Here is a 25,903-nt window from a genome sequence, read left to right on the forward strand (position 1 = left end):
CCGGTTCAAGGCTGGTACGACATTATTGGAGAGAAAACCATTGCCGATGCAATTCTGGACCGACTCATCCATAATTCACACAGAATTGAATTATCAGGGGAATCAATGCGTAAAAAAAGAAGTAAAAATATCGGATAAATTTTTAAGTATATTTGAATAAATTATAACATCAGAAAAAAGTAGTTTTTTAATGAAAATTAGGGTGGTCAATTTCAACTGGAATTGCATGGTCACTTTGAACTGGAATTAGGTGCTCACTTTAAACTGGAATGGGGTGGTCAATATAGCTGGAATTTGCATGTCGCATCTAAATCTAAGTTTTATCTTTGCTTTTTTTTAAATTCTTAAATCTAATGAATACGAAAGGGCATTGCTATCCGAAGTCCATTATACTGTAGGCTGTATATTTTAAGCTTAGGTTTACATTAAGCTATCGGGATGTTGAAGAAATCATGAAAATGCGAGGAGTCCATGTTGATCATGCTACGATCCAACGCTGGGTTTTTAAATTTGCCCCATTGCTTGAATCACAGATAAAAAAGAGGAAGAGCAGAGTTGGAGTCAGCTGGAGAATGGATGAAACCTATATAAAAGTTAAAGGCATTTGGTGTTATTTATATCGTGCTGTTGATAAATTGGGTAATACAGTGGATTTTCTTTTGACCAGAAGAAGACAGAGAATGAGTGCCCAGTCATTTCTAATTAAGGCAATAAAAAATAACTTTCAACCAACGGTAATAAATATAGACAAAAGCGGTTCGAACACCAGCGCAATAAGAGTTTACAACAAACGTTCTTTTGCGATATAAAAATTCGGCAATGTAAATACTTAAATAATATCATTGAACAGGATCATCGTTTTATAAAATGGAGAATACTAAATGGACTAGGTTTCAAAAGTTTTGAATCTGCCAAAAGAACTCTGGGTGGAATTGAAGTGGTACATATGTTAAGGAAGCGTCAGATAGTTACGTCAGGGACAAGTATGTTTAAATCATTTTGTAAATTGGCGGGATAAATTTTAAATCACTTAAATTCTTATATTTGATTCTAACAGATGCGACAGAACCAGTTATACTAGTATTACAAAATTTTTTCTATAATCCGAAACACTTATACCATTCTTGTTCTTAAAAAACTTATTTAAATGGCTTCCATCTGAAAAACCAAATTCATCAGCGATTTCGTTTACTCTCATATCACTGAACTTTAAGCGATTTTTAATTAATAAAATTTTATAATTTGTGATATAATCCTGAAGTAATTCACCGCTTTTATCCTTAAAAAAACGACTTAAATAATTTGCTGAAATGTTAAAACTACTACTGATAGATGAAGCTCTTAAAAGTTCTGGACAATATATGTTTTTTTGAATATAATTAATAATTTCAATCAGTCTTTTATCTTTACTTTCTGAAATCATTTCTGATTGATAGTTAACCAGATTTCTTGTTATAATAATCAAAAATGAATTGACTAAGTGCGAAGTAAGTTCTGTATAAAACATATCCAAATTTTGAATACCGTAAAGAATAGATTTAACTATTGATTTCACTAATTCCTTATCCGATTCTAATCTTATTATATCCTCATTTAATCTTCCTGCATTAGATAATGACGTTTTTAAATGATCTATATATTTCCATTTATACTCATTTAAATAAATATAGTTGAATTTTATAAGAAGAAACTCCGTACTGTCTTGAATATTAAAGGTATGAATATCATCAGGAACTAATAATAAAAGATCTTCTTTTTTGTATGGTTTTGTCGCTCCGTTTAACACATAACTTCCTGTGCCCGAAATAACATATACAATTTGAAAAAAATTAAATTGCCTATTTTTAATAGGGCACTCATCTACTTTTACATAAATTATTTCAACAGGCTTCTCTATATTTTCTATTCCCATTGTGCAAAAGTACTTATTTATGTAATATATATACCGATACAGACTAAAAAACAGTTATAAATTTGCACTAAAATATATAATTATGAAAGCAATTGTTTTAAAAGATTTTGGAAGTGTTGATAATTTAGAAATAAAAGATATTGCAATGCCCGAGATTTCTGCCGATGAAGTTTTAGTTAGAGTTAAAGCCATTAGTATAAATCCAGTTGATGTAAAAACCCGACAAGGCTATGTTTTAGCAGATTCATTGCGAGATTTTGAGCCTATTATTTTAGGCTGGGATATTTCTGGTGTAATCGAAAGCACTGGAAAGAATGTAAAAAACCTAGCCAGAGGTCAAAATGTTTTTGGTATGGTTAATTTTGTTGGACATGGAAAAGGATATGCCGAATACGTTGCCGTACCAGCAGCGCATCTTGCGATAATGCCCGAAAATATTTCTTATTCCGAAGCTGCTGCAAGTACTCTAGCCGCTTTAACAGCCTGGCAAGCGTTTACCTACTATGGAAAATTGAAAAAAGGCGATAAAGTTTTAATACACGGTGCCTCTGGGGGAGTGGGACATTTTGCTGTTCAAATAGCGCGTCATTTAGGGGCTTACGTCATTGGAACTTCTTCTGAAAAGAATAAAGATTTTGTATTTTCATTAGGTGCTCAGGAACATATTGACTACAAAAATCAAAAATTCGAAAACGAATTAAACAATTTAGATTTTGTTTTAGAAACCATAGGTGGTGCCAATTTTGTAAAATCTGTAAAAACGCTTAGAAACAAAGGAACAATTGTTAATTTACCAGCTCCTGTAAGTGAGGCTGATAAAGAATCGGCCAATGAAAAGGAATTAATTTCCTGCTTTTTTATGGGAGTATTTTCTAGTGGTACTGATATGGCTAAAATAGCTGAATTACTCGAAGCGAAAATTATCAAACCTTATATTTATAAGGTGTATGCTTTTAATGAAATGAAAGAAGCTCATTTAGAAGTTGAAAGTGGAACTGTAAAAGGAAAAGTAATTGTAGAACTATAGTCAATTCTCTAAAAATAAATTCTAAATTAAAACTAAATCGTTAAAATCTTTTGCTTTAGACAAGCAGGTAATTTCTGAACTTCAACTGGAGACTATCGTTGGAGGTCGTACTAAAGAAGACAATGAAACTCAGGACATTATTAATGCCTTTCAGTGGTACATATCCTAACTTTATGTCCTCCGATAACAAGAGATAGATTTTGTCAGGGAATTACTGTAATTACTTGTAATTCTGCGGGAAATAGGATGCGGTGTACAGTTGCTTAATGAAATAAGACTCTAATTATGGATTGGCAAAGCCAATCCATAATCTTTATAGTGAATATATCACACTCTTATTATTTTTCTTCTTAGCGGACTCCATAATGGCTCAACAAAATCAGTCTAAATTAAACACGGATTTCGAGAGTATTGATTCTCAAGGCAGACCTTCGGATTTGTTTGAATTGGGAGATTTACAAACAATGATTGATAGTTCCAATAAAATTTCGGGTAATGACTTTAGAAATATTACCCAATAAAGAAAAATATGAATAACTAAACGGAAGCACTAAGGCTAAAATTAACCTCTCTAAAAGGATAAAATGGCATTGGTTATAACAAAAGTACGGCAATTTCTGGCTTAATTTATTAGTTAATTTTGTATTTAATTTCATATATAATTTTGCAATACAAAATGTAATCAAATAATTTGTAATTTACTTAAAGTATAAAAAAGAATGCCCTTATTTTTTTGTAACAAAAAGGTATCCACTTTAGACTTTTATATCTTCCAAATCCTCAACTATTATTCATGCAACCTAGATATTCTACAGATAATTAATAAAGTTCAGTACACTCATAACCCAAAACGGCAAGGCAATTTATTATAACATTTGTTGAAATTTCCTCTCCTTCAATCCTTAGTATATTATCACAATCGTCTAAATCAAAATTGATTCTATACTGGGGATATATTTTAAAAAGTGCATCTGTAATTTTATTTGTATCATGTTGATGCTGAACATCAGTTTTAAAAATATGTATCATTTCAAAAGACATTTTGGAAAATTATTTATTATTTTTTGCAAAGGGATTGAAAGAAATACCCAAATTGAGATAAAAAGTAGCTTGTGGTTTTACTTCAAAAATGTAGGAACGTGGAGTTTCATTCTTATCAAATAATCTTCCATTAGGTATATTTTTCATACCTGTTTTAAAAGTCGCAATAAAAGATCCACCCAAGAAGTGTTCGTAAGTAATTCCAGTATTGATTTCAGCTTGCCTGAATTCATACTTTCGATCATTGTTACCAGTGAAGGCATAAAGATAAAATGAATTTATATTCAGCTCACTTCCCAATGAAATCCTGCCATTGCCCAAAACTTCTTTTTTCATTAAAATACGTTGAGGAAGTACCATGTCCATGACCCAATTATTTTTGAATTTGTGTTCGTATGTAAAAGTAGGAAATACCGGTACCTGGCTACTTGGGTCAATATTGACAACTAAGCCTACCATTATTTTAGTTTGTGCATTGGCCTTTAAAATCATCGTTCCCGTCAGCAGACCTTTAATCCGTTCAAAATGTTTTTCACTGCCATCAACAATCAAGTTGTTCGAATAAATAACTGTCTTATTGAAAAGTTTTGAAAAATAGGTAAAGTTGAGCGATGTGGAATGATAATGATACTCATTTTCTACATTACCTTTTATGGAGGAATTGGGGGCGTTTATTTCTGTTGTAGCATAAAGATAACGGTAATTAAAGGCAGTGCCCAGCATCCAATTCTTTTTTCGGATGATATTGATATTAGCATTAATCTTTATCTGATACAGATTCTCCACTTTGTTTTCAGGTAAATTTGTTCCTAATAATTTTGAAGAATATTGGTATGGTGATATTTGATTGTATTCAACGTTGAAAACCCTTGTCGCCGGAAATTTATCCGCGACATACGCTGTGACTTTATCTGAAAGACTGTCTTTTTTCTGAGCAAAGCTTATTGATGTTACAGAGAAAATAAATGCACAGTAAATAGCTAACTTGATATTTAAATCCATTCTTTTGTTTTTTATTGCCAAAAGAAGTAAAATGACTTATGCTGTTGTTTTTTATTCTACCAAACCTCTAATATTTTATACCAAATTTATTTTGCTTTCAATTTCGTATAATAAAAAGCAGGTTTTGTATAAGTTTTAATGTGCAGGTATCTCAGATAACTTATTTTTGTTTGACAAAATATTAGATAGTAAAAAAATATGGATTTTCAGGACATAAAAAATAATCAGCTGATTGGTTTACTTGTTGATAGTCGTTACCGATTGCTAAGGCATTTGATATTGCTACTAGGTTTTCTGCTGGTTCTCTATAATGTAAGATATATTTTTAAACCTTTAGGCGATCCGGAATATTTGGGAGTTTATGAATACTATAATTTTTTCACGACCTATATTTTGTTTTTCGCTATGTTTTATCTAAACCTTTACGTCTTAGTTCCCTTGTTTTTTTTTAAAGGCCGGTATGTGCTATATGTAACACTTGCAATCGCAGTTGTCATTTTAGGATTAGTTAGTATAAGATACATCTCTATTATTTATTTTGAACCATACACGACTGTGAAGCTTCAGACAAAAGCCAATGAAGTTAGAGTTATTTTTGCAGGAAGCATGCTCGGTTTTCCATTTATTTTTCAGGGTACTACAGTAAAGCTTATTCAACGATGGATTAAAGATAATGAACGTATCAATGAATTGAAAAACCTAACCATAAGCATGGAATTGAATGAGTTAAAAAATCAAATCAATCCACATTTTTTGTTTAATATGCTTAATAATGTAAATGTGTTAATAAAAAGCAATCCGGAGAAGGCCTATTTGGTAAATATCAAATTGTCAGAGTTTTTGAGGTACCAGCTTTATGAAAATAACGAAGAAAAAACACTACTTACATCAGAAATTAATTTTCTAACCAATTTTTTAAATCTAGAAAAAATAAGAAGAGATTATTTTACTTTTGCTTTAGAAACCAAAACAGATGAACGAAATCTAAATACTATTTTTCTTCCTCCAAATTTGTTTACCACTTTTGTGGAAAATGCTGTAAAACATAGTATTGATTTCACGGATAACAATACATACATTAAAATAAGCATTGAGATTCATAATAAAAAACTCCATTTCAGCTGTGTTAACTCAAAAAGTAATGATGAATTAATTCCCAACGCAAAGAATAGTGGATTAGGCTTTGTCAATATTAAACGAAGGTTGGAATTACTGTATCAAAATCAATATCAATTAGACGTAAGGACAACAGAAAACGAATACACCGTTAATTTAACCATTCCGATATGACATGTATAATAATAGATGATGAGCCATTGGCAAGAGAGGGACTGCAATCACAAATAGAAGAACTGTCGCAGCTTCAGATATTGGGGAAATTTTCAAGTGCTTTAACTGCTATGGATTTTCTAAAAATCCATAGCGTTGACCTGATTTTTCTAGATATCCAAATGCCAAAAGTAACCGGATTGGAATTTGCAGAACAAGTGTCCAAAGAGACATTAATAATTTTTACCACAGCTTATTCTCAATATGCTTTGAAAAGTTACGAATTTGATGCTATTGATTACCTGCTCAAACCAATTGATAAAAACAGATTGGAAAAAGCCATAAAAAAAGCAGTTATTTACTATAATCTATTAGCAGAAAGTACCATAAAAAACATTATTGAAGGCAGTACAGATGATTTTTTATTCATAAAATCAGACAGAAAATATTACAGAGTGAAATTTCAGGATATTCGGTTTATTGAAGGACTTAAAGATTATGTCGTTATCTATACACAAGATCAAAAACTGATTACAGCTATGAATCTGAAAACGATACATCAAAAGATTTCATCTAAAAGTTTTCTGCGTGTTAGTAAATCTTATGTTGTGAATACGGATTACATAAATTCTTTTGACAATCATAGTATTTATATCAAAGAGTTTGAAATTCCGCTCGGTGAAGTGTTTAAAGATGAGTTTTTTAGAATTTACTCTGGGGAATCACTCAATTAGGAGTGATGTTAAAATTTAAACGGGCTGTCCAAAAGGGTAGCCCGTTTATATTAATTGTAATTTTCAGTTTGAGTATTTATTGTTGTGTCATAGGACCTACTGGTTTCTTAATGACAAATGATTAGCTTAAGTTAACAACTTATAGAATTCTATTTATTTTAAAGTATTTTTGATTACGGCAGCGGCCTGTAAAATTGCTACCTGCACTGATGGTACAGTAGCGATTGGATTTAGTAAACCATAATCATGAATCATTCCATTATAGCGAGTTAAAGTTACTGCAACACCAGCTTGTTCTAATTTTCTGGCATAGGTTTCGCCTTCATCTCTTAATACATCGTTTTCTGCTGTTTGAACTAAGGTAGGAGGTAACCCTTTTAATTGTTCCAATGAAGCTTGTAATGGCGAGGCATATATTTCTTTTCTTTTAGATGCATCAGGCAGGTAACTGTCCCAGAACCATTTCATTAAATTTTTTGTCAAGAATCTTCCATTGGCAAATAAGTTATATGATTCAGTTTCAAAATCAGCGTCTGTAACTGGCCATAATAATACTTGAAGTTTGATTTTTGGTCCGTTTTTATCTTTTGCCATTAATGCTGTAACAGTTGCCATGTTACCACCAACGCTATTTCCTACAACAGCAAGGTTTTTCCCATCAACGCCAATTTCCTTTCCGTTTTTAGAAATCCATTCTGTGGCAGCATAGATTTCGTTAATAGCAGTTGGATATTTGGCTTCCGGCGATGGGGAATAATCTGGGAATACTGCTACAGCACCACTTTCTACCACTAAGTCACGAACTAATCTGCGATGTGTAGGATAATCTCCTAAAATCCATCCACCACCATGAATAAAGATGAAAACAGGTGCGCCGGCTTTAGCTCCTTTTGGTTTAGTAATGTGCATCTTTACAGTATATCCATTTTGAGTAATGGTACGTTCTGATTCTTCGATTCCTGAATAATCTACTTCAACTGATTTTTGAGCCCCTACTAAAACCTGTCTTGCATCAGCAGGGCTTAGTTGTTCCAATGGTTTCCCATTGCCTGAATTTAATGCTTTTAAAAATGATTGCACTTTTGTAAAAATTAAAGGATCATTTTCTCCTTTAAATGGTCTTTCTTGTGCCATAACAATAATGTTAAATGTCAGTAATAGAAAAACTGAAAGTGTTTTGAATGTTTTCATGATAAATGTTTTTAAATGATTAATTTGATACTGCAAAGATGTGGCAGATATAAGCATGAAAACAGAGTGATTATTCCTTAATTGTTGTATATTTTTCCCTAATAGGTATTACTTGTGTAGAAAAGAGGCTGATATCTGTCTTTCATAAAATTTTAGATAAAAAAAGCCAGTCTAGAAAAATTCTGACTGGCTGCTATTTTTAAAGAATACGGCTGTATTGTTTCCTAAAACTCACAGGACTATCTCCTGTCTTGAGCGTGAAGAGTCTATTGAAATAAGCAGGATCTTCGTATCCTAATTGATAGGCGATTTCTTTAGCCGTTTTATTAGTATGGATAATGAGCCTTTTGGCCTCAAGAATGATTCTGTCTTTTATAATATCGTTAGGTTGTGCCAAACCCAATTTTTTAAACTTATGTGTAATTGTTTTTGGGGCTAAATGCAATATATCGGCATAATCAGCCACTGTATGTTTTTCTTTAAAGTGGATATCAACTAAAAGGCTAAATTGGCGAAAAAACTCCATTTCATTGTCTTGGGTTAGCATCTCCTGACCAATTTGCTGTTTTTTCCAAATGCGCGCTGCCCTTAACAAAATTTGTTTCAAACAAGTACGAATCATTTCTTCTTCTGAAGCATCTTTTAATTCTAATTCATCATTAATTTGCTTAAATAAGTTTTCGATAATGTTATTCTCTTGATAATTTAAAATGGTCATTGGCATATTGTAGATATTATTGAACAATATACCGTCACACGCGACCTCGGCATCGTGAATTTGGACACAATAAAAATCACGGTTGTAAAAAATAAGAGACCCGATATCTTTTCCAATATTTTGAATTTGCAAAAACTGATTTGTGTTTATAAAAAATAAGCTATCCTGTTTTGTTGTGTACTGTTGAAAGTCGATTGTTACAGTATAATCTTTAGGTAAAAAAAGTATCTTAATTAATGATTTGTATTGTGTATCATTATTAATTTTAGATACGCTTTGATCATTTACAATAAGTAAACCTATTTTCTTATAGTTTAATTCGAATGTCTTTTGAATGATCATATTTCTATTATTAATGCAAATGCTAAATTAATTTTTATTGTAATATGTCATCCATAAATTTTAAGCTATAGTTTTTAAAACAGATAATTTATAACTTCAAGTTATATTCTGAATTAAGAAGTTCTATATTGAATAATAAAGGATAGCAAACAAAAACAGGAGACTAAATTCAGAGGAAAACCAACCTGACTTTTCTTTGCTTTTTGCTTGCTTATCCTGATCTAAATAGTGTAGGTCATTGAGTTATCAGAATTTTTCATGACCTTAATTATTTATATTATTTTTTTGATGGGATTGTATATGTGTAGGCTATTGTAAGAGCGTTTTCGTAAAGTGTTTTTTGTATTTTGTTAGTTGCTCCAACCCATCGGAAAAAATAGCCTACCGAAATGGTATTCCTGTCATCAAGTCTGTTAGAAATAGAGCATTGAAATCTGTTTTCCTTCATAAAACTTTGTCTTCCCAGGATAAAAATTTCATCGTTCAGGTTCAATCTTAAGTCTTTGGTTATCGGAAGAGATACTTGGTAAAGAAATCGAATTCTATCATCTTCTGATTTATAATCCGGCCCGTTCAGATCAAAAATCCATAAATGGGCATACATAAGGCGAAATAAAAAGTTGATATTATCCAATTTTGGACGGTATTCTAGTTTTGGCTGAATCCAGTGAATCTGCCTGTACTGTTCTCCTGTATTTACAGTTATAAAGCTATAGTCGGCTCCCAAAAAAAACGGCTTTTTTCCTGCTTTGTAATAGACGCCATTGGTAAGGGATATTAATTGAATGTTATCTAAGTTTTCCAACAACCTAACCTGTAAAATCCCTTCGTAGGAAAACTTTGAATCCGGATGAATTCGCATGATCGCTTGTGTCCAAGTTAGATACTGATGTACCGTATTTTGGGATATTCCTTTAAGGGTAATTAGTAGCATTGCAAAGGTTATTATCAGGGATTTTTTCATCAAAGCTAGTATTAAAATACAGGTTAGTTTGTAAGCATATCTATAACTATTTCCTATTTACATTAAGGAACAAGTATTTATTTTTTTGTGATATCAATAATTGTCGGTCTAGGTGTTGTGAAATCTACCCAAGGATTGGTTCCTAAAAACTTTTCTCCTCTAACCCCTGGCGATTTGTAACGCATTACAAAATCTTTAGGTCCATGTGCGTATGCAACGATTAGACCGTCTTTTGGATTCATGTAACCGGCATGTATTCCTAATCCAGGATAGCTTAAACGCACTGCTTTATCATTTTTTCCTATACGTTTGACTGTAAGCTGAATCATTGTATTGTCAGGCAGAACAAAAAACCAGGTAAATGAACCTCCCGCAACTACAGTCATTACTTCATCGATACCTGTTCCATCATCGGAGCTGTTTACGTGAAATGTACCATATTTTCTTAGTCCATCAGCTTGTCCTTCAGGTGACCATGACATTAAATCATACACTTTTGGGTAAGGAGTATTTCCAACTTCGATTGTTCCTAAACTTCCGCCACCGGCAACAACAGGAACTCTTCCAGCTAATTTTACTTGTTCTAAAAGGGACTTTCTGTCCATAGGGAAAAATGAACTTACTGTCTTAGTCTCATCGGCTGTCAAAGCTCGTTTACTTGAAATTTCTAGAAGAGGTTTTACTTTTTTAGGAATCGGTATTAAAGTTCCGTGAACGCCAATTTGTTTCAAAACTGCATTTACATTTTCAAAACCCAGAGCATCTGGTCTTCCATCGCTAAATTGCAGTCTTAATCCATCATTAATTTGATTTTGAGCTGAAATTTGAGAAGTGAAAGCAATCACGAAGAAGAACATAAGTGATAGCTTAGTTAATTGTTTTTGTAGACTAAAATTTTTCATCTGTATCATTGTTTAATTATTATGATACAAAGGTCTATTATACGCTTGAGTAAAAACTTACGATATCTTAAGAAAGGAAAAGCGAACTAAAATGATATGCTACAAATTTTACTTTAAAAGGAGATCTTAGCATTCACGGAAAAACAAAACCTATAACTGTTATGGTAAAAATTTCAAAAGCAGCCAACGGAGTTACTGCCATTGGTTCATTTGAAGTAAAACCTGAAGATTTTGATATAGAGATATCAAGCATGGTAAGAAAAAAAATTGCTGATAAAATAAAAATCAGCTATAATTTTTTATTGGTAAAATAACATCGTCAGTAAATAATTAGCTAATAGAAATTACCCCCTCAATTATTAGCTAAAGACAACTCTTTTTGATTTGGAAGATCATTAAACATGACTATTGTTTGAGGTCAGTTTCACATGAGGCTGACCTCTTTTTTTAATAACCTTAACTGAATTTAAATGATTTGCAAAAATTACGTTGTTACTGGAGAGGATGTAAATGATTATATGATAATGGAAAGCAGTGCTTACATTTCATACACCCTTCGGTTGTTATATCATTTCCTATTTAATAATGGATTTTCAAAACAGAAACTTAATACTTTACATTTGGGTTTGCAGGAAGGGCAACAAGAACTGGTTTGTTATAAAAATTTAATGTTTACTGAAGCCTTTTTTATCGAGATGAAACATTGTCATATAGATGATAAAATCAAAATTAAAAGTAGCTTTTTCAATTCAAAGAAAGAATGCTGTGCAGAAGTTATTAAGGAAGTAGAGTGGTTTGACATGATTAGCCAAAAAGTTATTAAAGTACCTAAAGATATCCAGCGGCATTTTAATCTGCATTACCACAACACAACCTCCAATATCATTGAAATGGAAAGCATTTCAGTTAAACCAAGATATTGATTTCTTAAATTTATTTTAATTAATAGGTATAGTATCATTTTTAAGATCAGAAAGAATAAGATATGTTGTTGGACTACCATACTCAATGAGCTTGTCAATAAATTGTTGAAGATGCAACTGATTACGAAGCACTACTCTCATATGGATATTGTATGGACCCGTAATCCTATAAACTTCTTGCACTTCTGGGAATGTTGTAATTTCGGGGATTATAAACTTGAGTTTACCATCAAATATTTTCAACATAATAAAAACTTCCAAACCGTTACCCATTAATGCATGGTCAAGTTTAAGTTTGTAGGCTTGTATTATTCCGAGCTCTTCTAATTTTTGAATATGTTCTCTTACAGAAGAAGGTGAGAGGCCTATTTTTCTCCCAATTTCTGCAAATGAAGCCCTTGCATTCTTTTTTAGAACATTGATAATTTGGCTATCTATATCACTAAGCATTGATTCGATCTTTTTTAAGTAAAAATACATTATTTATTGTAAATTTTGTTGTTTTTTCCGTTTAATCGATTGACGTGTTAATCTTGTGCTTTTTACATTTGTATAGATTTTTTTTTTAATGTTATGGAGACTGGATTATTTGTTACACTAGCTATTGGTGTTTTTGTAGGTTTTTATGTTCAAACAGTAATTGGTTTCGGCGGCTCATTAGTAGCTCTTCCATTACTTCTTTTTGGGATGGAATTGCCTGATGCAATTTCTTATTTATCCATTTTTTACTTCTTTTCCAGTGTCTTTCTAATTGCAAAAGAGGGCAGAAATATAGATATGAAACTAATACTAAAGCTCGCTTTAGCTTCTGTTGTTGGAGTAGTTTTAGGTATATTGGTTCTTGCATTTTCAAAGCCTATAGTATTAAAAAAGGCTTTGGGTTTTTTTATTTTGACTTATGTAGCGTACACTTTGTTTTGGAAAAAAAGAATACAATTAAGCAAAAGCGGAGTCTTAAGTTTTGGTATTTTGGCAGGTTTTTTTTCTGGAGTCTTTTCTACCGGGGGGCCTCTTTATGCAGTGTGTGTTGAGAATTCTGTTAAAGACATGAGAATCTTTCGCGCTACAATGATTGCTCTTTCAGCGCTAGTGACTGTGACCCAAATCCCTGTCTTGGTTGCCACTGGGTTATTAACTTTTACTCACTTAAAGCTGAGTTTGTATATTTTTCCTGTTTTTCTTTTTGCACAATTTTTAGGTAAATTGACTTTTAGAAAGATTAATGGAAAAGTATTTAAAATTTTTTTAATAACAATTTTATCTATTTCAGGAATAATAATGCTATTCTAGTATAAATATTATTTGAAAAAAAATGTAAATGTTTATAATTAAGTTAATTAAATATTTAAGTAATGTGTGAAAAAGCTACTAAATTTACAAATATACCAGTTTCTATTAGTAGGTGATAACTAAAAAAAATAGTTTAAAATTCACTTTTTTATTAGTATAACCAAAATGAATGAAAAAAAACACTGAGTCTTGTCCGGTAAATAAAAAACCGCAAGCAAAAATTTGCTTACGGTTTTTATGATGTTTATTTTAAAAAGTTTAATCGTTCCTGGTCCTGAGAAGCAAAATCAGGATCAGAATAAATACTTATTCTTTTAATCTTTTCTTCTACAAATTCAAAAACGGAACAAAATTTACCGTATGAACTAATATTGTCGGGCCAAATCATACCTGAAGTAGTTTCACCACTTAATATTCCTTCCACAAAGACAAGGTTATTTATTACCTGTACATCTTTTGGATCAATGTGATGCTTAAGATTTTTATAACGACTACTGATTTTTTGACCAAACTCAGAAAGGCTTTCAATACCTGTTTTTGAACCAAACTTTGGAAATTCCAATAGGATGTCTTCTGTGAACATATTAAGATATGCCTGATCAAAATGACCATTATCTATCTTATCAAAGTACAGAATTGTAATATCCTTTAAGTTACTGTTTTTATTATTTTTCCGCATTGCTTCTTTATTAAATTTGAAAATTACTTATGGCTTTCTCAAAGGCGTTTTCTTTAACCCCAGGTATACCAACACCCTCAACTCGGAGTACCGTAATGTCTGTCATTCCTAAAAAATTAAAAACGGTTTTTAAAAAAGATTCGGTAAAGTCAAGAGATTTCATCTCCTCAGTGGTGTATAATCCTCCGGAGGAAATTGCCAAATAAACCTTTTTGTTTACCAAAAGCCCCTCAGGTCCATTTTCAGTATATTTAAAGGTTCTTTTTGCGCGTGAAATAAAATCAATCCACGTTTTTAAAACGGCAGGTATTCCAAAATTGTACATTGGAACAGTAACAACCACAACATCTGCATTTTCAAGTTCCTCGATGGATTGGTCATGTTTTTTCAGCATTTCGAGTGCTTCCGGATTTTTATCTTCATTTGAAAATAAAAGTTTGTAATGTTCTTCACTAAAATAGGGAAGCGGTGATTTCACCAGGTCTTTGACTACAACAGTACTATTTTTATGAGTCTCTTTATGTTTGTCAACGATAAAATCAGCTAGTTTTAAACTATGTGAATTTTCTCCACTGATACTAGTTTTAATATATAAAATGTTCATTTGTGCTATTTTTTATGAATAAGAATCTAATTTGTTTTCTTTAATTGATTTTAGAAAACAAATTAGATTCTGAAATAAGATTTTATTTTTTTGTGATATCAATAATTGTTGGTCTAGGTGTAGTGAAATCTACCCAAGGATTAGTTCCTAAAAACTTTTCACCTCTAACCCCTGGTGATTTGTAACGCATTACAAAATCTTTAGGTCCATGTGCGTAGGCAACGATCAGACCGTCTTTTGGATTCATGTAACCGGCATGTATTCCTAATCCAGGATAGCTTAAACGAACTGCTTTATCATTTTTTCCTATACGTTTTACTGTAAGCTGAATCATTGTATTGTCAGGCAGAACAAAAAACCATGTAAATGAACCTCCTGCAACTACAGTCATTACTTCATCTATACCTGTTCCATCATCGGAGCTGTTTACATGAAACGTACCATATTTTCTTAATCCATCAGCTTGTCCTTCTGCTGACCATGACATTAAATCATACACTTTAGGGTAAGGAGTATTTCCAACTTCGATGGTTCCTAAACTTCCGCCTCCGGCAACTACAGGAACTCTTCCGGCTAATTTTACTTGTTCTAAAAGAGACTTTCTGTCCATAAGGAAGAACGAACTTACTTTCTTAGTTTCATCGGCTGTCAAAGCTCGTTTACTTGAAATTTCTAGAAGAGGTTTTACTTTTTCAGGAATTGGTAGTAAAGTTCCGTGAACACCAATTTGTTTCAGAACTGCATTTACATCTTTAAAACCCCAAGCATCTGGTCTGCCATCGCTGAATTGCAGTCTTAGGCCATCGTTAAGTTGATTTTGAGAAAAAGATATTGTAGATATAAGCATAAAAAATGCTAAAAATAAATAAGATTTGATCGATAAAAATCTATCGAATCTCGGTGCTGTCAATGTGTTGTTAAAATTTTTCATTGTTTTAATTTTTAAATTATTATTAAGAATTTTAAATTATTTTTTAGTAATAGATTCTAGGAGTTTGGGAGTTTCTTGAGTAAAGTCAATCCATGGATTAGTATTTAATAGTTCAAAATGAGCAACCATTGATTCATTAAAACGTATTGTAAATTCTTTTGGGCCATGTGCGAAGCCAACAGCAACACCTTTTTCAGGGAAATAACCTGCGTGAATAACCATTCCGGGATAACTTACCCGAACTGCTTTATCTCCTGGGTCAACAGTAAGAGCTGTTAGTTTTGATATGACACCATCAGGAAGAACAAAGAACCAGATGAACTCCCCACCGGATATTACGGTCATTGTTTCATCGATACTCATTCCATCATCTGACATATTGATGTGTAATTTTCCAAACATTTTTATGGCCTCTGAACGAGATTTTTTGGGAAAACTCTGCAGATCACTTATATTGGGATAAGTACCTCCATTGGTAGCTTTTATATTAAGAAAGCCACCGCGATGTCCCTCAGGAATTCGCCCAGCCAAACGCACCTGCTCTAATAGCTCTGCGCGGCTTAAATTAAATAAAGATAAAAGTTGCTGTTTTTCATTTTCTGATAGCGCCCTGTCTTTAGCAGAACCTAAAATAGCAGAAGCCTGTTTTGGCACCTCTACAAGACTGGTGCGCACACCAACTCTGCTTAGTACGGCATTAACATTTTCAAATCCACTAACAGCTGGTCTGCCATCACTGAATTGCAATTTAACACCATTTGACTGCTGGTCTTGAGCAAAAGAAATGGTTAGCGAAAAAAAGACTGTAAGCAATACAGCTGTGATTCTAAAAAAACGTGGAGAGGTATTTCTTAAGGATGTATCTGAATTTTCCATTGTATCATTGATTAATTATAATACAAAGGTCTATGATATGTCTGAAGAAAAACTTACGATATCTTAAGAATGAAAAAAAAGTATAAGAATAAAGGTTTATGAAGAATGTTTTTTACGCAGGTAGCTTAAAAATTCCGGTGTCATACCTAAATAGGAGGCTATTATGTATTGAGGAAATCTCTGCTCAAGATTTCGATGATCTTTTCTGAATTTTTCATATTTTTCAAATGAATCCAGACTTAAATTCTCCATTGTTCTTTCTTGGAGAACGACATATGCTTTTTGCATCTTTAACCTAAAGAAGTTACTTAATTGAGGAACTTTTACAAATAAAATTTCTAGTTTACTTTTGCTGATCTGTACAAGTACCGCAGATTCTATTGCTTGAATAAACATCCTTGATGGTCTTTCGCTAAGATAACTATACAGGTCATTAACCCACCAATTTTCTACTCCGAGTTGAAGTGTTTGTTCTTGAGTGTTTTCATCTAAATGATAGACTCGCATACTCCCTTTTGCGATGTATCGCATATGATTGGAAACTTCACCGGGTTCTAAAACAGATTCTTTCTTTTTTAAATATTTGATTTCTAAACAAGAAACAATTAACTCTTCCTCGGATTCATTAAATGCAATGGTTTCTTTTAAATGCTGTATAAATTGATTCAAATACTCGTTGGGTTCCTCCATGTTTTAGTTTAGATATAGCCACAAATTTAATTATTTTAATTAGATCAAAATAAAGTTTTACCCTATAATGATAAAACAACTGATATAAAAGTATTATTTTTTATAGTTTATAATGGTTGTTTGTTATTCTTAAGTGTTTATGCCAATAAAAATTAAGCCTAAGCTAGGAATAAATGATATTAAAATTTACTTCATTTTTTTGTTGGTCTAACCAAAAATAATTTTGTTAAAAAGACTAACTAATTTTCTTTTGATAAAGAGAAATTTATAAATAGCACATATACAAAAAAATGAAACACATCCATCATATAGCCTTGAGGCTGAATTATCCATTTCTTTAATATATGAAGTTTAACTTTACTTGAGGGAGAATTTTTAAAAAGACCCAAGGTTCATTTATATCTTTTGAACGCTCCATAAAGTCGTCATTAAGTTCAGTGAAAACATAGCTGGTTTTTCTGTTTTTCAAGCCCCACATCCACCTTTAAGCCGGATTTAAATTTAACCAGTAATAGCAATTCTCGTGACATACTCTAGACTTTAAGCCAGTTTTCAATGATATCTTAAAAATGTAATTTTCTACAGTTAAATAGTATAAACAAATATAAAAAACATGCAGGACTAAAATTCTTTTATTATCCACAAATACCGACTCTTAGAAAAGTAACAGAAATCCGAAAAGGATCTTTTTAATAGTATGATTTGTAAAGGCTATTGTAAAAAATTTGCTGGATTTTTACTGAAAACTGCTGTAAGACGGATTCTTTGGTTTTAAGGAATTCTAACTTTTTAAGGTAGTTTTGACAACAATAGCTTTATATTTGGATTAAAGAAAAATTTGCATGATATTTTTTCAAGCGGAGCAGGTGCGAACGGAATTTTAATTTACTTACAAAATGAAGGTAATTCTAATGCAGCTATTAGTTTGAACTCTTGGGAAACGTCCATGTTTAAAGGCTTGCAAAATGATGCATGGTTTTGCGACACAGGATTCCGACAGATCGGATGATTTTTATTTTCTTACTATCATTAAGTATTAGATTATAGTTATTTTACTGACTTTTCTATTCAAAACATTCCGCCAAAATTTTCAAATCTTCAAGTAAAAGGTTGGAATTCACTCCTTCCAAGTTCACAAAAACGACACTAGTAATAGTGTCGTTTTTTTTGTTTATAATAATTTCAAATGTTTTATTTTTATAAAAAAATAACATCATGACGCTTCCTACTAAATCACTTTTTCTTTTCTTGTCGTGCTTTGCGATAATTTCTTGTAAAGCACAAATAGAACTCCCTGCCAATAATGCAAACTTAGCTCAGGTACATGACACCACATTTGTAAATTTAAAGGACTATAGTAGCGATTTTCTGTATGATATGAAATATGCAACTGACGATAATTTTTTGAAAGCTACGGTATACGATTGCGCGGAATGTTTTTTGCGTTTAAAAACGGTAACGGCATTGGTGGAAGCCAATAAAGAATTTATTAAAAAAGGATATAGAATAAAGCTTTTTGATTGCTACAGACCCTTAGATATCCAAAAAAGAATGTGGACAATTGTTTCCAATCCAAAATATGTCGCTGATCCCGCTAAAGGATCTATTCACAATAGAGGTGGGGCAGTAGATATCACTTTGGTCGATGTAGCAGGAAACGAACTGGAGATGGGAACTGGCTTTGATTTCTTTGGTATCGAAGCCAGTCATGGTTATTCTAAGCTTTCACAAGAGGTGAAAGACAATAGGCTGTTATTAAAAAACGTAATGATAGCCTCGGGTTTTATGCCTTTCGATTCAGAATGGTGGCATTACAATCTAAAATCAGGACTGAAAGATGCTGTTTCTAATGTAAAATGGGATTGCGAATAACTTATTCGATACACTTTAAATTATTTATAAAGTAGTTTTCGGGTTTGTAAACTTTATTATCTAATTCGGATTGAAACTCCTTTTTGAGTATATAATCTTCATTTTCATTTAAGTATTTGATTCGCATCATGGAAACTGGAGCGCTTTTTAGATCTTCAAAACTTCCTTTTGGGAACATAAAAGATGCCGTAATAACTCTATTGTCATATCCTTTATCGTCGCGTATCAACGACCCGCAATTCTCTTGATCAATGTGCAGTAAAGTCACTATCTTCCCATTAAATAACTGTAAATAAAGTTTAGAATTTTTATCAAAACAATTGGCTTTCATAAAATCTTTGCTTTTTTGAAGCATTTGAACATTCAATGTTGGTAAACCATCTGTCATTGCTAATGAATAGAAGATGTAGCTGGAGTTTCCTGCAAAGTTTTTCTCCCAGATTATATGGTCTTTAGTAGATTTGTAGGTTCCTATAGAATCTGTGACGTTAACACTATAATCGCATGGCGCTTGAGCAAGGACATTCCCTGATATGAATAAGAATACTAGTATGGCGAGTTGTTTCATTTTTATTATATTTTGGTGCAAATTAAAACAATTTTATTGTTATTCTCATCAGTAGTGAAAAAACAATAGAGATTTCCTCCATCTTTTATTTTCCATTTTTTTCGAATATTTTCTACCGTATCTGGAAAGTTTCTAGTGGTAATATTTGCTTTCTTATCCTGCAAATAAGTTTTCATTTCATTCTTACTGTAAGGAATACAACGTGTGATCTCAAAAATTCTTCCAGGGAAGGAAATTAGGTTTGCCGATGTATATAAATGAGAATGTTTGTGCAGTTTGTTTAAAGCATAGAAAGTGGCTACTTCATCAAACCCTCCTGATTTCATTATCGCACTATTGGGCTCGTATAAATAACTTTGAGGTAAGTCGTAGTTTGGTGTTTGTGATTGATCACTCCAAATAAAATCAAAAGTTTCGGTTTTATCTTTTAAAATGTTGATTGTCTTAATCTCAATTTTTCCCTGATAATCTTTATGCAATTCCCACAGCAATTCTTTTACATCATTTTCTAAAGCTACAATATGAATGGTTTTTACATTTTGCAACTCTAGTACGCCGGCAGCAATATCAAGTAAGGGAGCGGTTTTTATTAAAATAGCATCCGAATTTTTGAAATATAAGTCAAGATTGTCAGGAACACTTGGTAGGCAGTCTTTCAACATAAAAACTTTGCCTTTGGCATCATTGCGTCTCGAAGGATCGATATAGATCCAGTCCCATTTTTGGTATAATGATTCTAAGGTAGCTGCGCTGTCTCCGGCGTAGCAGCTAATATTTTCAATTCCTAACTGGTCATAATTATGTGCTACGATTTTAGATAATTCAGCATTAATTTCGCAGTGAGCGACCGTGCTGACACTTTTAGAAAAATAAAAATCATCTACGCCAAAACCTCCTGTAAGATCGATTAATTTGGCACCAGATACAATCGTAGATTTATAGTGTGCCGTTTTTTCGGACGAAGTTTGTTCTATCGAAATTTTACTGGGGTAGATAATTTTTTTGGTCTTGAACCAATTGGGTAATTTGTCTTTTGCCTTTGTTTTGGCTTCAATCTGATTTAAAACAACCATCCATTCTACCTCAGGAAACGGATTTTTTTGCAAAGCTAATTTTGCAATACTGACTCCAATATTGTGATCTATAAATTCTTGAATATCAGAATTTAGTATATGTAAATCCAAGTTAAATGTTTTTAGTTAGCATGAGAATCACTTTGTTTTGCGGGAAAAATTCTTTACCTACCACTTTTAGAATAGTATATAGTGGAACTGCTGCAATCATTCCTAAAATACCAAAAAGAAAACCTGCGATAAGTATCACAAGGAATATTTCTAAGGGATGTGAACTGACACTTTTAGAAAAAATGATAGGCTGTGATAGATTATTATCGATAATTTGAACAATCCAGAAACCAATTAAAACATAGATAGTCGTAGGTAAAATTTCGCTCTGAAAATCACTTCCTAGATTGCTTAACATTGTTAGAATTGCCGCTAAAACGGATGCGATTAGTGGACCTATGTATGGAATGATATTTAAAACTGCGCATAAAAAACCGATAATAAACGGATTGGGAACACCAAAAATAAGTAGTACGGTAAGATATAAAATAAAAACAATAAATAATTGGAGTAATAATCCAATAAAATAACGAGATAATAAGGAATTTATTTTTTCTAATGAGTTCAGTGCTTGATTCTCATGGCTGTTTGGAATAAGTTTTATTGCTCCTGACATAAATGATTTTCGCTCTTTAAGAAAGAAAAAAGTGATGAACAATACAGATGCTAATCCCATTCCGAAACTGCTTATGGTTCCCAGAATTGCATTTAAAAAATTTGGAATAATGTTGAAATTTATTTTAGAACTAATATCTGCAGAGCCTAAGACTTTGGATGAATCAATATGATGATTTTCTAAAAATTGAGTTATTTGATTCACTAATTGAAGCGTCTGTTGTTCAATAGCGCCAGTGTTTAATAATGATAGATTTTCACCTTGAGATAAAATTAAAGGAATAAACATCATTATGAAGCCAGCGATTATCACTATAAAAATAAATAAGGTAGCAATAGTTGCAAAAACATGGTTGAATTTTAAGCGTCTTCGAAAGAAATCTAAAATTGGATTTCCAATTAGCGTAAGGATTAAAGCTACGATCAAGTATATTAATACGGATTGGATTTGGTAGAGAAAATAAAGAACTAGTGCAGTTAATACTACGATGACTATTGCCTTTAATATTCCTGATGCTATAATTCTAGACGTGACCATTAATTTTTATTTTGGAGCTAAAGATAAAAAAAACTCGCTAACAAGTAGCGAGTTTAAGTATTCTTATTTTTTACAATAGTTTAGATTCCAAAACTAGCTCTTGCGCCTCCCGAAATAAATATAGCAGCCATTCTACTTTTTTGTCCGTTAGAGAACATGTACATACCTCGGTCATCTGTATAATCCATATAGTTCATTGTCATTTCCACTGGAGTACCAGTACAAGTGCTATAATGCGGGTAAGCAGGAACTCCATAATTTGCAGTATTGTGTGAAGGTGTATCATCAACTGAATCACTTCCGCAAGTTGCGTCGCCCCATATGTGACGTAAGTTCATCCAGTGTCCAACTTCGTGAGTAGCGGTTCTTCCTAGGTTGTAAACTCCAGAAACGGTGCCTGTGCGACCAAATGCATTGTTGTCTATTACCACCCCGTCCGTTGCTAAAGATCCACCTGGAAACTGAGCATATCCTAGAATACCGCCACCTAGATTACAAGACCACATGTTTAGTACTGTTGAAGGTGAAGTAGGCGGAATCCCTTTATTTGAGGATTTCATGGCGTCATTAGTAGAAAAGGAAACAGTTCTAACCGATTTTCTTACTATCTTTTGGAGTACAAATGTTATCCCTACATTTGCTTTTACTCCAGAGAATAAGGCAGGAACATCATTATAGTCAGCGTTAGTTGCATTAAAATCTTCGTTTAAAACGTCAATCTGTGATTGAATTTGTGAATCTGAAATATTTTCAGCTGCAGTTCTGTACAATACGTTTACGACAACCGGTATTTCAACTTTTCCGTTTACTAAACGACCAGTTAATTTAGCATTTTGAGTGAAGGCTTCAATTTGATTCATTCGCACCGCTAAAGTTGGGTCAGCGGCTAATTGTGCTGCAAGTACTTCGTGCGATGCACAACCACGTTGGCTAATCGCATTTGCATTTAAGTTTGTTGATTCTGTCTGGTCATTTTGACAAGAGAAAAGCATCATAAGTGCTGCTGCAGATAAAATAATCTTTTTCATAATAATTAGAGGTTATGTTAGTTAAATATGATTTTGGGCAATCATTTGACAATTTTATAACAAAACCAGTTGTAAAAAAAATAATTGTGAAAAGTATTTTTTAACAATTATTTAAGAATCCTTATTTCGCGCGCTTTTTTTAAATTTACAGAATTAAAGAAAATTTAATAAGAAAGATTTATCTGATACATTACTACTATATTTGGCTCAATATTATCCTTTTATTTTTTCTAATAAAGTCTAATAAATTAATTTTAGTGAAGAGTAAATCTTACTTTTTTCACTTAATGGAACGAACGGAAAGTTTGTTTTTAGTTTGTTTTTTATGTTTTCTAATAGAAAAAGTCGCGTTTTTGGCTAATAAAAAATAGAATTGCGGTTCATTGCATAAGCCAAGAGTTTCTTTCGAAATTGAATTACGGATAATAAAGAAGCCTGAAAAAGTGTTAATTGTTAAAAATATAGCTTAGAATGTTTGCTCCCATTTTTAATGCTTTTTCACGAACAGCGGTCGGATCGTTATGGACTTCTGGATCTTCCCAGCCATTACCTAAATCAGATTCGAAAGTATAAAGTAATACCAGTCTATTTTCTACGAAAATTCCAAAAGCTTGCGGTCGATTCCCGTCGTGCTCATGGATTTTAGGTAATCCATTAGAAAAGAGATAGGGTTTTTGAAATATTATATGGGAAGATGGGATTTCAGTTAGTGGATTATTTGGAAATATCTTTTTTATTTCTTTTCTAATGTATTGATCCATCCCGTAATTATCGTCAATATGAAGAAATCCTCCAGCACTCAAATATTTTTTTAGATTGCTAACTTCGGTATCATTAAAAGTTACATTTCCATGTCCCGTCATATGAATAAAGGGATATGAAAACAAATCTGGGCTGCTGGGCTCTACCGTTGCTGGCTTAGTATTTATCCTAGTATTATTGTTTGCGTTACTGTACTTAATAAGATTAGGTAGCGAAGTGGGATTCGCGTACCAGTCTCCACCGCCACTATATTTTAATAAAGCAATCTCTTGCGAAAACGAGGAGATGGAGATTAAAAGTAAAATAAGATATATTCTTTTCATAGTCAATCTGTATTGTTTGTTTAAAGCGCTATCGGTATTCGAAATAAACCTTGAATGTCTAAAAAAAAAGAAGCTTATAATATTAGTTTCACGATTAATTGTACTGTTTTCTAGCCTTCGTTGAAAAATGCAACACTATGACAGGCAACTATTGCAGCAGTTTCCGTTCTTAATCTAGTATTGCCTAAAGATACAGCGACGAATCCACTCTCAATTGCCATTGCGATTTCTTTTTCAGAAAAATCACCTTCAGGACCTATAAGCATGGTGATATCTTCATTTGGTTTTAAAATTGATTTTAATGTTTTCTTATCTGTTTCCTCACAATGTGCTATTAATTGCAATCCTTCATTTTTAGTTTTAAGAAAATCTTTTAAGGTAACGGCTTCATTTAATTTTGGAAGATACAATTCGTTTGACTGTTTCATGGCAGCCAAAATGATTTTGTCAAATCGCTCGTTGTTGATCACTTTCCTTTCAGAACGGTCACATATTATAGGTGTAATTTCATGAACACCTATCTCTGTTGCTTTTTCAAGGAACCATTCGTAACGGTCGTTCATTTTTGTTGGAGCCACAGCCAGATGTAAGTGGTATTTTGATTTTGGTTTCTTTTCGAAAGAAATAATTTTTACCGTGCATTTACTGTCTGAGGCTAAGGTGATTTCAGTTTCGAATAGACAACCAGCTCCATTGGTAACATGTAAAATATCAGTATCTTTTTTGCGTAATACTTTTATTATGTGTTTGCTTTCTACCTTGTCAAAAGTAAAAGTTTCGGTCGTTTCGTCAATATTTGGATTATAAAATAATTGCATAATTTAGAATTGTATTCGTGCTTTAGAAACTACTGCTGCAGTTTCAAATTGTTGTGATAAAAATTTTTGATAACCTACAATTCCAATCATTGCAGCATTATCAGTAGTATATTCGAATTTTGGAACGTATGTTTTCCAACCGTATTTCTGCTCTGTATCTTTAATGGCTTTTCTAATTCCAGAATTAGCTGATACGCCACCACCGATGGCGATTTGTTTAATACCAGTTTCTTTTACGGCTAGTTTTAATTTGTCCATTAAAATCTCGACAATGGTATATTGTATCGAGGCGCAGATATCATCCATGTTTTCAGAAATAAAATCAGGGTTTTCTAATTTTTTCTTTTGTACAAAATACAATATAGCTGTTTTCAAACCTGAAAAGCTAAAGTTCAATCCAGGAACTTTGGGTTTAGTAAAAGCAAATGCTTTTGGGTTTCCAAGTTGTGCATGCTTGTCAACCAAAGGGCCACCTGGATAGGGAAGACCTAGTATTTTTGCGCTTTTATCGAATGCTTCGCCCACAGCATCATCTGTAGTTTCACCGATGATAGTCATATCAAAAAAGTCATTTACTTGTACAATTTGAGTATGACCGCCACTAATGGTTAGCGCCAGAAACGGAAAGTTAGGTTTATCAAATCCTTCCTCATCTATAAAATGCGCTAAAATATGAGCGTGCATGTGATTTACAGAAATCAGCGGAATATTTAAGGCTAAAGCCATCGATTTAGCAAAAGAACTTCCTACAAGTAGCGATCCCATGAGTCCGGGACCTTGGGTGAATGCGATTGCTGACAGCTGTTCTTTAGTAATATTTGCTTTGCGAAGTGCCGCATCGATAACAGGTACTATATTTTGTTGATGGGCACGCGAAGCTAATTCGGGGACAACACCTCCATATTGAGCGTGAATGAGTTGGTTTGCCACAACATTTGACAGTACATTGTCGTTATGTAAAACGGCCGCAGCCGTGTCATCACAGGAACTTTCGATAGCAAGAATAAAAACATCGGAATTTTGCATAAAAAGGCACAAATTTTTGAATTATAGTTACAAACCGATTTTATTTTTTATAATTTTACGGCGCAGCCAAAATTAAAGAATTTTTATTAAAGGTGCCGCTCTTTCCTTGGGCAAAATAGTATTTTAGGATAAAA

At 32.5% G+C, this 25,903-nt stretch carries 27 protein-coding genes and 2 pseudogenes; 10 read left to right on the plus strand and 19 right to left on the minus strand.

What is annotated here, in order from left to right:
• Window positions 1-138 (plus strand): ATP-binding protein (locus E0F98_RS10250; RefSeq protein WP_165929278.1); only part of this gene is annotated, 138 nt, incomplete at its 5' end.
• A gap of 215 nt (window positions 139-353) precedes the next feature.
• A pseudogene (locus tag E0F98_RS10255) lies at window positions 354-1,018 on the plus strand (IS6 family transposase).
• Between the two features lie 54 nt (window positions 1,019-1,072).
• Here the strand turns inward: E0F98_RS10255 and E0F98_RS10260 are convergent.
• A complete protein-coding gene (locus E0F98_RS10260) occupies window positions 1,073-1,912 on the minus strand; it encodes an AraC family transcriptional regulator (protein ID WP_132111115.1) in 840 nt (279 codons plus the stop codon).
• 82 nt (window positions 1,913-1,994) lie between these two features.
• On the opposite strand from E0F98_RS10260, the gene E0F98_RS10265 reads away from it, so the two are divergent.
• Complete coding sequence (locus tag E0F98_RS10265) at window positions 1,995-2,939, plus strand: NADP-dependent oxidoreductase (RefSeq protein WP_132111117.1); 945 nt, start codon at window positions 1,995-1,997, stop codon at window positions 2,937-2,939.
• Window positions 2,940-3,304: 365 nt separating this feature from the next.
• The gene (locus E0F98_RS16050) at window positions 3,305-3,460 is read left to right on the plus strand and encodes a hypothetical protein (RefSeq protein ID WP_165929310.1); all 156 of its coding nucleotides are present in this window, start codon (window positions 3,305-3,307) and stop codon (window positions 3,458-3,460) included.
• Between the two features lie 529 nt (window positions 3,461-3,989).
• Here E0F98_RS16050 and E0F98_RS10270 read toward each other — a convergent pair.
• Window positions 3,990-4,982: a hypothetical protein gene (locus E0F98_RS10270; RefSeq protein ID WP_132111119.1), complete on the minus strand. Its 993-nt coding sequence runs from the start codon at window positions 4,980-4,982 to the stop codon at window positions 3,990-3,992.
• A gap of 198 nt (window positions 4,983-5,180) precedes the next feature.
• Here E0F98_RS10270 and E0F98_RS10275 point away from each other — a divergent pair, with 198 nt between their 5' ends.
• Both E0F98_RS10275 and E0F98_RS10280 read left to right on the plus strand, forming a co-directional pair.
• Complete coding sequence (locus E0F98_RS10275) at window positions 5,181-6,272, plus strand: sensor histidine kinase (RefSeq protein ID WP_132111121.1); 1,092 nt, start codon at window positions 5,181-5,183, stop codon at window positions 6,270-6,272.
• Entirely contained in the window at window positions 6,269-6,985 is a 717-nt protein-coding gene (locus E0F98_RS10280; protein WP_132111123.1) for a LytR/AlgR family response regulator transcription factor, read from the plus strand. Before E0F98_RS10275 ends, E0F98_RS10280 begins: the two co-directional genes overlap by 4 nt.
• Window positions 6,986-7,138: 153 nt before the next feature.
• On the opposite strand, the gene E0F98_RS10285 is transcribed toward E0F98_RS10280, so the two are convergent.
• The 4 genes from E0F98_RS10285 to E0F98_RS10300 form a co-directional block, all read right to left on the minus strand.
• On the minus strand, window positions 7,139-8,176 hold the full coding sequence (locus tag E0F98_RS10285) for an alpha/beta hydrolase (protein WP_132111125.1): 1,038 nt from the start codon (window positions 8,174-8,176) through the stop codon (window positions 7,139-7,141).
• Between the two features lie 199 nt (window positions 8,177-8,375).
• Window positions 8,376-9,236 carry a helix-turn-helix domain-containing protein gene (locus E0F98_RS10290; RefSeq protein WP_132111127.1) on the minus strand — a complete coding sequence of 287 codons (861 nt, stop codon included), beginning with the start codon at window positions 9,234-9,236 and terminating at the stop codon, window positions 8,376-8,378.
• 277 nt (window positions 9,237-9,513) lie between these two features.
• Complete coding sequence (locus E0F98_RS10295) at window positions 9,514-10,200, minus strand: DUF2490 domain-containing protein (protein WP_132111129.1); 687 nt, start codon at window positions 10,198-10,200, stop codon at window positions 9,514-9,516.
• 77 nt (window positions 10,201-10,277) lie between these two features.
• Window positions 10,278-11,102 carry a hypothetical protein gene (locus E0F98_RS10300; protein WP_207917099.1) on the minus strand — a complete coding sequence of 275 codons (825 nt, stop codon included), beginning with the start codon at window positions 11,100-11,102 and terminating at the stop codon, window positions 10,278-10,280.
• A 119-nt stretch (window positions 11,103-11,221) separates the two neighbouring features.
• Here E0F98_RS10300 and E0F98_RS10305 point away from each other — a divergent pair.
• Both E0F98_RS10305 and E0F98_RS10310 read left to right on the plus strand, forming a co-directional pair.
• Window positions 11,222-11,416 (plus strand): annotated as a pseudogene (locus E0F98_RS10305) (YceI family protein); the annotation flags it as partial.
• Window positions 11,417-11,572: 156 nt separating this feature from the next.
• Entirely contained in the window at window positions 11,573-12,025 is a 453-nt protein-coding gene (locus E0F98_RS10310; protein WP_132111131.1) for a hypothetical protein, read from the plus strand.
• Window positions 12,026-12,040: 15 nt separating this feature from the next.
• On the opposite strand, the gene E0F98_RS10315 is transcribed toward E0F98_RS10310, so the two are convergent.
• Complete coding sequence (locus tag E0F98_RS10315) at window positions 12,041-12,475, minus strand: Lrp/AsnC family transcriptional regulator (RefSeq protein ID WP_132111133.1); 435 nt, start codon at window positions 12,473-12,475, stop codon at window positions 12,041-12,043.
• A 123-nt stretch (window positions 12,476-12,598) separates the two neighbouring features.
• Between E0F98_RS10315 and E0F98_RS10320 the strand changes: the two genes are divergently transcribed.
• Window positions 12,599-13,315 carry a sulfite exporter TauE/SafE family protein gene (locus tag E0F98_RS10320; protein ID WP_132111135.1) on the plus strand — a complete coding sequence of 239 codons (717 nt, stop codon included), beginning with the start codon at window positions 12,599-12,601 and terminating at the stop codon, window positions 13,313-13,315.
• A 244-nt stretch (window positions 13,316-13,559) separates the two neighbouring features.
• Here E0F98_RS10320 and E0F98_RS10325 read toward each other — a convergent pair whose 3' ends face one another.
• From E0F98_RS10325 to E0F98_RS10345, 5 genes are all read right to left on the minus strand, one after another.
• On the minus strand, window positions 13,560-13,994 hold the full coding sequence (locus E0F98_RS10325; protein ID WP_132111137.1) for a nuclear transport factor 2 family protein: 435 nt from the start codon (window positions 13,992-13,994) through the stop codon (window positions 13,560-13,562).
• A 10-nt stretch (window positions 13,995-14,004) separates the two neighbouring features.
• The gene (locus tag E0F98_RS10330) at window positions 14,005-14,598 is read right to left on the minus strand and encodes an FMN-dependent NADH-azoreductase (protein ID WP_132111139.1); all 594 of its coding nucleotides are present in this window, start codon (window positions 14,596-14,598) and stop codon (window positions 14,005-14,007) included.
• Window positions 14,599-14,680: 82 nt separating this feature from the next.
• Window positions 14,681-15,529 (minus strand): hypothetical protein, encoded by an 849-nt coding sequence (locus E0F98_RS10335; RefSeq protein WP_207917100.1) that lies wholly within the window; start codon window positions 15,527-15,529, stop codon window positions 14,681-14,683.
• Between the two features lie 36 nt (window positions 15,530-15,565).
• The gene (locus tag E0F98_RS10340) at window positions 15,566-16,405 is read right to left on the minus strand and encodes a hypothetical protein (RefSeq protein ID WP_207917101.1); all 840 of its coding nucleotides are present in this window, start codon (window positions 16,403-16,405) and stop codon (window positions 15,566-15,568) included.
• A 96-nt stretch (window positions 16,406-16,501) separates the two neighbouring features.
• On the minus strand, window positions 16,502-17,095 hold the full coding sequence (locus E0F98_RS10345; protein ID WP_132111141.1) for a Crp/Fnr family transcriptional regulator: 594 nt from the start codon (window positions 17,093-17,095) through the stop codon (window positions 16,502-16,504).
• Between the two features lie 1,215 nt (window positions 17,096-18,310).
• On the opposite strand from E0F98_RS10345, the gene E0F98_RS10350 reads away from it, so the two are divergent.
• Window positions 18,311-18,967 (plus strand): M15 family metallopeptidase, encoded by a 657-nt coding sequence (locus E0F98_RS10350; protein WP_132111143.1) that lies wholly within the window; start codon window positions 18,311-18,313, stop codon window positions 18,965-18,967.
• A 1-nt stretch (window position 18,968) separates the two neighbouring features.
• Here the strand turns inward: E0F98_RS10350 and E0F98_RS10355 are convergent, their stop codons facing one another.
• The 7 genes from E0F98_RS10355 to tsaD form a co-directional block, all read right to left on the minus strand.
• Window positions 18,969-19,535: a hypothetical protein gene (locus E0F98_RS10355; RefSeq protein ID WP_132111145.1), complete on the minus strand. Its 567-nt coding sequence runs from the start codon at window positions 19,533-19,535 to the stop codon at window positions 18,969-18,971.
• Between the two features lie 5 nt (window positions 19,536-19,540).
• The gene (locus E0F98_RS10360; protein WP_132111147.1) at window positions 19,541-20,719 is read right to left on the minus strand and encodes a THUMP-like domain-containing protein; all 1,179 of its coding nucleotides are present in this window, start codon (window positions 20,717-20,719) and stop codon (window positions 19,541-19,543) included.
• A gap of 1 nt (window position 20,720) precedes the next feature.
• Window positions 20,721-21,812 (minus strand): AI-2E family transporter, encoded by a 1,092-nt coding sequence (locus E0F98_RS10365; protein WP_132111149.1) that lies wholly within the window; start codon window positions 21,810-21,812, stop codon window positions 20,721-20,723.
• An 80-nt stretch (window positions 21,813-21,892) separates the two neighbouring features.
• The gene (locus E0F98_RS10370) at window positions 21,893-22,840 is read right to left on the minus strand and encodes a zinc metalloprotease (RefSeq protein WP_132111151.1); all 948 of its coding nucleotides are present in this window, start codon (window positions 22,838-22,840) and stop codon (window positions 21,893-21,895) included.
• A 446-nt stretch (window positions 22,841-23,286) separates the two neighbouring features.
• Window positions 23,287-23,925 carry a DUF4159 domain-containing protein gene (locus E0F98_RS10375; RefSeq protein ID WP_132111153.1) on the minus strand — a complete coding sequence of 213 codons (639 nt, stop codon included), beginning with the start codon at window positions 23,923-23,925 and terminating at the stop codon, window positions 23,287-23,289.
• Window positions 23,926-24,035: 110 nt separating this feature from the next.
• Window positions 24,036-24,743: a 16S rRNA (uracil(1498)-N(3))-methyltransferase gene (locus tag E0F98_RS10380; protein ID WP_132111155.1), complete on the minus strand. Its 708-nt coding sequence runs from the start codon at window positions 24,741-24,743 to the stop codon at window positions 24,036-24,038.
• A 3-nt stretch (window positions 24,744-24,746) separates the two neighbouring features.
• Complete coding sequence (tsaD, locus tag E0F98_RS10385) at window positions 24,747-25,769, minus strand: tRNA (adenosine(37)-N6)-threonylcarbamoyltransferase complex transferase subunit TsaD (RefSeq protein WP_132111157.1); 1,023 nt, start codon at window positions 25,767-25,769, stop codon at window positions 24,747-24,749.
• Window positions 25,770-25,903: the final 134 nt, after the last annotated feature.

Origin of the sequence: Flavobacterium hiemivividum (genome assembly GCF_004349145.1) — a bacterium.
Classification (GTDB): Bacteria; Bacteroidota; Bacteroidia; order Flavobacteriales; family Flavobacteriaceae; genus Flavobacterium; species Flavobacterium hiemivividum.

Coding starts and splice junctions, on each gene's coding strand:
- E0F98_RS10260 (WP_132111115.1), bottom strand. CDS start 1,912: ATGGGAATAGAAAATATAGAGAAGCCTGTTGAAATAATTTATGTAAAA.
- E0F98_RS10265 (WP_132111117.1), top strand. CDS start 1,995: ATGAAAGCAATTGTTTTAAAAGATTTTGGAAGTGTTGATAATTTAGAA.
- E0F98_RS16050 (WP_165929310.1), top strand. CDS start 3,305: ATGGCTCAACAAAATCAGTCTAAATTAAACACGGATTTCGAGAGTATT.
- E0F98_RS10270 (WP_132111119.1), bottom strand. CDS start 4,982: ATGGATTTAAATATCAAGTTAGCTATTTACTGTGCATTTATTTTCTCT.
- E0F98_RS10275 (WP_132111121.1), top strand. CDS start 5,181: ATGGATTTTCAGGACATAAAAAATAATCAGCTGATTGGTTTACTTGTT.
- E0F98_RS10280 (WP_132111123.1), top strand. CDS start 6,269: ATGACATGTATAATAATAGATGATGAGCCATTGGCAAGAGAGGGACTG.
- E0F98_RS10285 (WP_132111125.1), bottom strand. CDS start 8,176: ATGAAAACATTCAAAACACTTTCAGTTTTTCTATTACTGACATTTAAC.
- E0F98_RS10290 (WP_132111127.1), bottom strand. CDS start 9,236: ATGATCATTCAAAAGACATTCGAATTAAACTATAAGAAAATAGGTTTA.
- E0F98_RS10295 (WP_132111129.1), bottom strand. CDS start 10,200: ATGAAAAAATCCCTGATAATAACCTTTGCAATGCTACTAATTACCCTT.
- E0F98_RS10300 (WP_207917099.1), bottom strand. CDS start 11,102: ATGAAAAATTTTAGTCTACAAAAACAATTAACTAAGCTATCACTTATG.
- E0F98_RS10310 (WP_132111131.1), top strand. CDS start 11,573: ATGATTTGCAAAAATTACGTTGTTACTGGAGAGGATGTAAATGATTAT.
- E0F98_RS10315 (WP_132111133.1), bottom strand. CDS start 12,475: ATGCTTAGTGATATAGATAGCCAAATTATCAATGTTCTAAAAAAGAAT.
- E0F98_RS10320 (WP_132111135.1), top strand. CDS start 12,599: ATGGAGACTGGATTATTTGTTACACTAGCTATTGGTGTTTTTGTAGGT.
- E0F98_RS10325 (WP_132111137.1), bottom strand. CDS start 13,994: ATGCGGAAAAATAATAAAAACAGTAACTTAAAGGATATTACAATTCTG.
- E0F98_RS10330 (WP_132111139.1), bottom strand. CDS start 14,598: ATGAACATTTTATATATTAAAACTAGTATCAGTGGAGAAAATTCACAT.
- E0F98_RS10335 (WP_207917100.1), bottom strand. CDS start 15,529: ATGAAAAATTTTAACAACACATTGACAGCACCGAGATTCGATAGATTT.
- E0F98_RS10340 (WP_207917101.1), bottom strand. CDS start 16,405: ATGGAAAATTCAGATACATCCTTAAGAAATACCTCTCCACGTTTTTTT.
- E0F98_RS10345 (WP_132111141.1), bottom strand. CDS start 17,095: ATGGAGGAACCCAACGAGTATTTGAATCAATTTATACAGCATTTAAAA.
- E0F98_RS10350 (WP_132111143.1), top strand. CDS start 18,311: ATGACGCTTCCTACTAAATCACTTTTTCTTTTCTTGTCGTGCTTTGCG.
- E0F98_RS10355 (WP_132111145.1), bottom strand. CDS start 19,535: ATGAAACAACTCGCCATACTAGTATTCTTATTCATATCAGGGAATGTC.
- E0F98_RS10365 (WP_132111149.1), bottom strand. CDS start 21,812: ATGGTCACGTCTAGAATTATAGCATCAGGAATATTAAAGGCAATAGTC.
- E0F98_RS10370 (WP_132111151.1), bottom strand. CDS start 22,840: ATGAAAAAGATTATTTTATCTGCAGCAGCACTTATGATGCTTTTCTCT.
- E0F98_RS10375 (WP_132111153.1), bottom strand. CDS start 23,925: ATGAAAAGAATATATCTTATTTTACTTTTAATCTCCATCTCCTCGTTT.
- E0F98_RS10380 (WP_132111155.1), bottom strand. CDS start 24,743: ATGCAATTATTTTATAATCCAAATATTGACGAAACGACCGAAACTTTT.
- tsaD (WP_132111157.1), bottom strand. CDS start 25,769: ATGCAAAATTCCGATGTTTTTATTCTTGCTATCGAAAGTTCCTGTGAT.